The 7,005-nt window shown below is 66.9% G+C and carries 5 protein-coding genes and 1 CRISPR repeat array; all 5 genes read left to right on the plus strand.

Going from position 1 to position 7,005, the window contains the following annotated elements:
- Nucleotides 1-317: 317 nt before the first annotated feature.
- On the plus strand, nucleotides 318-1,091 hold the full coding sequence (locus DBV10_RS00010; RefSeq protein WP_124509368.1) for an SDR family oxidoreductase: 774 nt from the start codon (nucleotides 318-320) through the stop codon (nucleotides 1,089-1,091).
- A 31-nt stretch (nucleotides 1,092-1,122) separates the two neighbouring features.
- Nucleotides 1,123-2,349, plus strand: a complete 1,227-nt coding sequence (locus tag DBV10_RS00015; RefSeq protein WP_124509370.1) for an acyl-CoA dehydrogenase family protein — start codon at nucleotides 1,123-1,125, stop codon at nucleotides 2,347-2,349.
- 85 nt (nucleotides 2,350-2,434) lie between these two features.
- Nucleotides 2,435-4,135, plus strand: coding sequence for a long-chain fatty acid--CoA ligase (locus DBV10_RS00020; RefSeq protein WP_124509372.1), 1,701 nt, complete (start codon nucleotides 2,435-2,437; stop codon nucleotides 4,133-4,135).
- 109 nt (nucleotides 4,136-4,244) lie between these two features.
- The gene (locus tag DBV10_RS00025; RefSeq protein ID WP_124509374.1) at nucleotides 4,245-5,396 is read left to right on the plus strand and encodes a serine hydrolase; all 1,152 of its coding nucleotides are present in this window, start codon (nucleotides 4,245-4,247) and stop codon (nucleotides 5,394-5,396) included.
- Nucleotides 5,397-5,681: 285 nt separating this feature from the next.
- Nucleotides 5,682-6,227: a shikimate kinase gene (locus tag DBV10_RS00030; protein WP_124509376.1), complete on the plus strand. Its 546-nt coding sequence runs from the start codon at nucleotides 5,682-5,684 to the stop codon at nucleotides 6,225-6,227.
- 36 nt (nucleotides 6,228-6,263) lie between these two features.
- A CRISPR array of direct repeats spans nucleotides 6,264-6,958; the repeat unit is 36 nt; unit sequence GTTCCGGCCAGTGCGCATATCCCAGTGATCTAGACT.
- The last annotated feature ends 47 nt before the right edge of the window (nucleotides 6,959-7,005 follow it).

Raw genomic sequence — 7,005 nt, forward strand, 5'->3', positions numbered from 1 at the left:
GGCAAGGCACTTGGCCGAAGGGTTGGAGTGAAATCGGGCGATTGGACGCCCCGGCGGCTTGCATGGGCACGAGCCCATGCGGCGCATCCGAAGCATCCACTCATCCCGATTGCACTCCAATGCGATCCCCGAAAAGATCTTGAACAGGTTCTGATGCCTGAACACCGCCACCGCGGCGCGCCAGGCAGCCCTTGCACCGTCACCGCGCCACGCACCTCCGCACCCTCCTTTTCGTTCCCCGCAGCAGAACAGCAGCCCCCGGCGGCGCGCGGCAACCCACTCTTTCTTCTCTCTTCCCCTTCACGAAAGCGATTCCCATGAGCGTCAAGCAACTCTTCGATCTCACCGGCCAGGTCGCCCTGGTCACCGGCGGCTCACGCGGCCTGGGCCTGCAGATGGCCGAGGCCCTGGGCGAGATGGGAGCCAAACTCGCCATCACGGCGCGCAAAGCCGATGAACTGGCCGAGGCCAAAAGCCACCTGGAAGCCCTGGGCTACGAGGTGCTGACCGTGGTCAACGACCTGCAGAAAACCGAAGACATCCCCGGCCTGGTGGACCAGGTGGTCGAACGCTTCGGCACCATCGACATCCTCGTGAACAACGCGGGCGCCACCTGGGGCGCCAAGGCCGAGGACTACCCCGACGCCGCCTGGCACAAGGTGATGGACCTGAACGTGAGCGCACCGTTCTTCCTGTCGCGCGAAGTGGGCAAGCGCTGCATGATTCCGCGCGGCAAGGGCTCGATCATCGTCACGGCCTCGGTGGCTGCGCTCAAGGGCACGCCCCCGGGCATGAACACCATTGCCTACAACACCTCCAAGGCCGCCGCCCTGCACTTTGCGCGCACGCTGGCATCCGAATGGGGGCACTACGGCATCCGCGTCAACGCGATCTGCCCCGGCTTCTTCCCGAGCAAGATGGCCAGCGGCCTCATCGAAAAACTGGGCCCCGCCATGATCGAGCGCACACCCCTGCGCCGCATTGGCGGTGAAGAGGACCTCAAGGGCGCGGTGGTGTTCCTGGCGTCTAACGCCTCGCGCCACATCACGGGCGAGTCCATCGTGGTCGATGGCGGCGCCAGCCTGATCTGACCCCACCCGATCTCACTGCCAAGGATTCGCCATGGATTTCACCTACACCCCCAAAGTCATAGCCCTGCAGCAGCGCCTGACGGCGTTCATGGAAGAACACATCTACCCCGCCGAATCGGTGTACCACCACGAGGTGGCCGCCCACCGCAAGGCCGGCAACCCCTGGCAGCCCACCCGGGTGATGGAAGACCTCAAGGCCAAGGCCCGCGCGGCCGACCTGTGGAACCTGTTCCTGCCCGAATCCAACCTGGGCGCGGGCCTGACCAACCTCGAATACGCGCCCCTGTGCGAGATCATGGGCCGCTCGCACATCGCACCCGAGGCGTTCAACTGCTCGGCACCCGACACCGGCAACATGGAGACGCTGGCGCGCTACGCCACGCCCGAGCAGCAACAGCGCTGGCTGCTGCCGCTGCTCGACGGCACCATCCGCTCGGCCTTTGCCATGACGGAGCCTGGCGTGGCCTCGTCGGATGCCACCAACATCGAAGCCCGCATCGTGCGCGATGGCGACCACTACGTGATCAACGGCCGCAAGTGGTGGACCTCGGGCGCGCCCGACCCGCGCTGCAAGATCCTGATCTTCATGGGCAAGACCGACCCCGACCATGCCAACCGGCACCAGCAGCAGTCGATGGTCCTCGTGCCCATGGACACGCCCGGCGTGACCATGGAGCGCGCCCTGCCCGTGTTCGGCTACGACCACGCGCCCCACGGCCACGGCGAGGTGAGTTTTGTCAACGTGCGCGTGCCGGTGTCCAACATCCTGCTGGGCGAGGGGCGCGGTTTCGAGATCGCCCAGGGCCGCCTGGGGCCGGGGCGCATCCACCACTGCATGCGCCTCATCGGCGTGGCCGAGCGCGCACTCGAGCTGATGTGCCAACGCGCCCTGGGCCGCGTGGCCTTCCACCGGCCCGTGGCCGACCAGGGCGTGACGCGCGAGCGCATTGCCAATGCGCGCATCCTGATCGACCAGGCACGCTTTCTGGTGCTCAACGCCGCGCAGATGATGGACACGGTGGGCAACAAGGTGGCGCGCAAGGAGATCGCGATGATCAAGGTGGCCGCGCCCAGCATGGCCTGCCAGGTGATCGACTGGGCGATGCAGGTGCATGGCGGCGGCGGCGTGAGCGACGACTTCCCGCTGGCAGCGGCCTACGCCCAGGCCCGCACCCTGCGGTTTGCCGACGGCCCCGACGAGGTGCACCGCAACGCCATCGCCAAGGACGAACTGGCCCGCCACCTGAAACGCGCATGATGAGAATGACGGCGGCAGCGGGCGCCCCGCCCCGCCCGACCGACGACGCCTGAGAAGGTGTGAACGAACCCGAGGAACCCTCCCCATGTCCGACCGCCACCTGGCGCACTGGCCGCCCGGTCTGCCCCGCCACCTCACGCTGCCGCAGACCCACCTGTTCCACAACGCCGAGGTGTCGGCCGCGCGCTTTCCGGACAAGCCCTTTCTGGTGTTCTACGACACGCTGGTGACCTTCCGGCAGTTCCAGCAGCAGGCCGAGCACATCGCGGGCTTTTTGCAGCAGGTGTGTGGCGTGAAGGCGGGCGACCGGGTGCTGCTGTACATGCAGAACAGCCCGCAGTGGATTCTGGCGTTCTACGGCATCCTGCGCGCCAATGCGGTGGTGGTGCCGGTGAACCCCATGAACCTGACCGACGAGCTGCGCCACTATGTGCACGACAGCGGCGCCACCGTGGCCTTTGTGCCGCAGGACCTGCATGCGCAGGCCCAGCCGCTGGTGGATGCAGCAGGCGGTGAATGTGCTGAGGGCAAACTCCAGCACCTCATCGTGGCCGCCTACAGCGACTACCTGCAGGTGCCCACCGATCTGCCCGTGCCCGCCTTCGTCAGCGCGCCGCGCCAGGCCATTGATGCCCCGGGCGTCACGCTGTGGAGCGACATGCTGGCGCAGCAGCGCGTGCCCGGCCCTCTTACCACCGGGCCGGACGACCTGTGCGTGATGCCCTACACCTCGGGCACCACGGGCCACCCCAAGGGCTGCATGCACACCCACCGCAGCGCCATGAGCACGCTGGTGGGCGGCGCGCAGTGGTTTGCGCGCACGCAGGACTCGACCTACCTCACGGTGCTGCCGCTGTTCCACGTCACCGGCATGTCGGGCAGCATGAACGGACCGCTGTTTGTGGGCGCCACCGTGGTGGTGCTGCCGCGCTGGGACCGCGACGCGGCCGCGCAGCTCATGCAGCGCTACCGCATCAGCATCTGGCAGGCCATCTCGACCATGGTGGTGGACTTTCTGGCCAACCCGCGCATTGGTGACTACGACATCAGTAGCCTGCAGGCCATCCGCGGTGGCGGCGCCGCCATGCCCAAGGCCGTGGCGCAGCGCCTGAAAGACCTGACCGGGCTCGACTATGTGGAGGGCTACGGCATGTCCGAAACCATGGCCGCCACCCACATCAACCCGCCGCACCGCCCCAAGCCGCAGTGCCTGGGCATCCCCGTGTTCGACGTGGATGCGCGCGTGGTGGACCCGGCCACCTTCGCCGAGCTGCCCCCGGGCGAGATCGGCGAGATCGTGGTGCATGGCCCGCAGGTGATGCAAGGCTACTGGAACAACCCGCAGGCCTCGGCCGACAGCTTTATCACGCTGGACGGCAAGCGCTTTCTGCGCACGGGCGATCTGGCCCAGGTGGACGAAGACGGCTATTTCTTCATGGTGGACCGGCTCAAGCGCATGATCAACGCCTCGGGCTTCAAGGTCTGGCCCGCCGAGGTCGAGGCCATGATGTACGCCCACCCTGCGATCCAGGAGGTGTGCGTGATCGCCGCGCACGACGAGCGCCGGGGCGAGACGGTGAAGGCCCTGGTCGTGCTGCGCGACGCCTTCAAGGGCCAGACCACTGAGCAAGAGATCATCGACTGGAGCCACGAGCACATGGCCGCCTACAAAAGCCCGCGCATCGTGCAGCTGGTGGAGCGCCTGCCCAAGTCCGGCACGGGCAAGGTGCAGTGGCGCGAGCTGCAGGAGCAGGAGCGCAGTCGTGCGCCCGGGGCTGCGGCCTGAGCGGCTGCGCATGGCAACTCATGCAAACGCTACTATTTTTATAGCTTTTAGCGCTTGACTGTAGAGCGCAAGCGGCCAAAAAACTTCAAAAATTTCATTGCCCCACCCCATGCACCCCACCGCCCTCGCCCGCCTGCGCTCCGTGCTGCAAACCCATGTGGACCAGGGCCTGCTGCCCGGCGCCGTGGCCCTGGTGCACCACCGGGGCCACACCGTGCTGCACACGGCCGTGGGCCACCAGCGCCCGCCCAGCGCCGACTCGGCAGTGCCCGCCATGGCGCCCGACACGGTGTTCCGCATCTACTCCATGACCAAGCCCATCGCCTCGCTGGTGGCGATGATGCTCATGGAAGAAGGCCGCCTGCTACTGTCACACCCCGTGGCGCACTACCTGCCCGCGTTTGCGGGCCAGCGTGTGTACGACGCAGCCACTGGCACCACCGCCCCCGTGCAACGCGAAGCCACCGTGCACGACCTGCTGCGCCACACCGCCGGCCTGAGCTACGCCTGGGAGGCCGGCACGGTGCCGGATGCCTACCGCACCGCGCGCATCGGCTCGCGCCGCCACAGCAATGCCGAGCTGGCCGCCGCGCTGGGCCCCCTACCCCTGGTGCACCCACCCGGCGCCTGCTGGGAATACAGCCGCGCCACCGACGTGCTGGGCGCGGTGCTGGAGGTGATCGAAGGCGAGCGCCTGGGCGCGATCCTGCAGCGCCGCGTGTTCGGCCCGCTGGGCATGCACGACACCGGCTTTGCCGTGCCCGCCGCGCAACAGCACCGCCTGGCCGAAGCCTTTGCGCGCGACCCGCAGACCGGGCTCGGCATGCCGCTGATCGACGTGACCGCCCCGCCCGCGTTCGAGTCGGCCGGCGGCGGCCTGGTCTCCACCGCCAGCGACTACGCGCGGTTTCTGCAGCTCATGCTGGGCCGGGGCACCGCCCCCGGGCCCCACGGCCCCGTGCGCCTGCTGGGCCGCGCCACGGTGGACTTCATGACCGCTGACCACCTGGGCACCCTGCCGGTGGCGGGCGACATCCTGCCCACCGGTTACGGCTTTGGCCTGGGCGTGGCCGTGCGCACCGCCACCGGCCAGGCCACCCGCCCCGGCTCGGCCGGGCACTACAGCTGGAGCGGCCTGGGCGGCACCTGCTTCTTTGTGGACCCCGACGAGGACCTGTTCGCCATCCTGCTCACCCAGGCGCCCGGCCAGCTGCGGTATCTGTGTGAGCTGTACCCGGCGCTGGTGTACGCGGCATTGTGATCAACGTTCAGGCCCCATCCACCCCAACCCCACCCGTTCGGGCTGAGCCTGTCGAAGCCCAGCGCAACGCTTCGACGACCTCAGCGTGAACGGGTGGGTCGTTTGGAATGCGAATCGATCTGACAGACCCGCCCCTCGGAACACAGCGCCCTGCTGCGGCGGGCGCCAGAGGCCCCACAGACCCCCACAGGCCCCGGCTTACACTCAACGCCCAGTCACGGCATGCAACACAGCTCCATCCGCAGTGCGCAGGCCCGTCGTCCCCCAGACCTCTTTTTTGAACCTATGCAGATTCGCTGCGCACTGGTCGGCATGCCCGGCTCGGGCAAATCCACCGTCGGCCGGCAACTGGCCCACCGCGCGGGCGTGCCCTTCATCGACCTGGACCACCGGCTGGAACAGACCCTGGGCACCACCATCCGCAGCTTCTTCGAAGCCGAGGGTGAAGCCCGCTTCCGTGACCTTGAAGCCCAGGTGCTGGCCGACGTGGCCCGCCAGCCCGGCGGCATGGTCCTGTCCACCGGCGGCGGCGCCGTGCTGCGCCCCGAGAACCGCGAAGTCCTGCGCCAATTCGGCAACGTGCTCTACCTGCGCGCCTCGCCCGAAGAAATCTTCAAGCGCGTCAAACACGACAAGACCCGCCCCCTGCTGCAAGGCGGCAACCCCATGGACAAGCTGCGCGACCTCTACGCCCAGCGCGACCACCTGTACCGCGAAACCGCCCACTACGTGATCGAGACCGGGCGGCCATCGGTGCACACGCTGGTCAACATGGTGATGATGCAGCTTGAGATGGCTGAGAGTGCGGGTGGGATGACAGCGGACAAATAGTCCGTGGGGATCATGTCATGTGCCTTCGGCTGTAGCGTTCCGGCCAGTGCGCATATCCCAGTGATCTAGACTCAAGGCAAACAGCGCTGGGACCGCATCTATGTTCCGGCCAGTGCGCATATCCCAGTGATCTAGACTGCGCAATGAGGGCGCTTGTGGAAGCGTTGGGTTCCGGCCAGTGCGCATATCCCAGTGATCTAGACTGAAGAAAACGACTACCTGCGCGAGCACTACGTTCCGGCCAGTGCGCATATCCCAGTGATCTAGACTTCGGGGTCGCATCACTGAGATGCCCATTCAGTTCCGGCCAGTGCGCATATCCCAGTGATCTAGACTCAACGAGACCTGGCAGAGCGCCCGGAGCAGGTTCCGGCCAGTGCGCATATCCCAGTGATCTAGACTGCTGGTAGTTCGTGCCAAGAAGGCGATTGGTTCCGGCCAGTGCGCATATCCCAGTGATCTAGACTGCGGGGCTGCTGCCCGAGAGCGTTTCCGTGGTTCCGGCCAGTGCGCATATCCCAGTGATCTAGACTTACGAGCGCGACTTCTGGCGGCGCGTGCAGGTTCCGGCCAGTGCGCATATCCCAGTGATCTAGACTGCGACGATCACCGTCCCCACTGCAATAGCTGTTCCGGCCAGTGCGCATATCCCAGTGATCTAGACTGAAACTCGGCATTCCAAACGCCCGCTTCGTGTTCCGGCCAGTGCGCATATCCCAGTGATCTAGACTCTCGCGGATGGCTCGGAAGTACCCCGCGCCGTTCCGGCCAGTGCGCA

This window comes from Acidovorax sp. FJL06 (assembly GCF_003852545.1).
Lineage (GTDB): Bacteria > Pseudomonadota > Gammaproteobacteria > Burkholderiales > Burkholderiaceae_C > Acidovorax.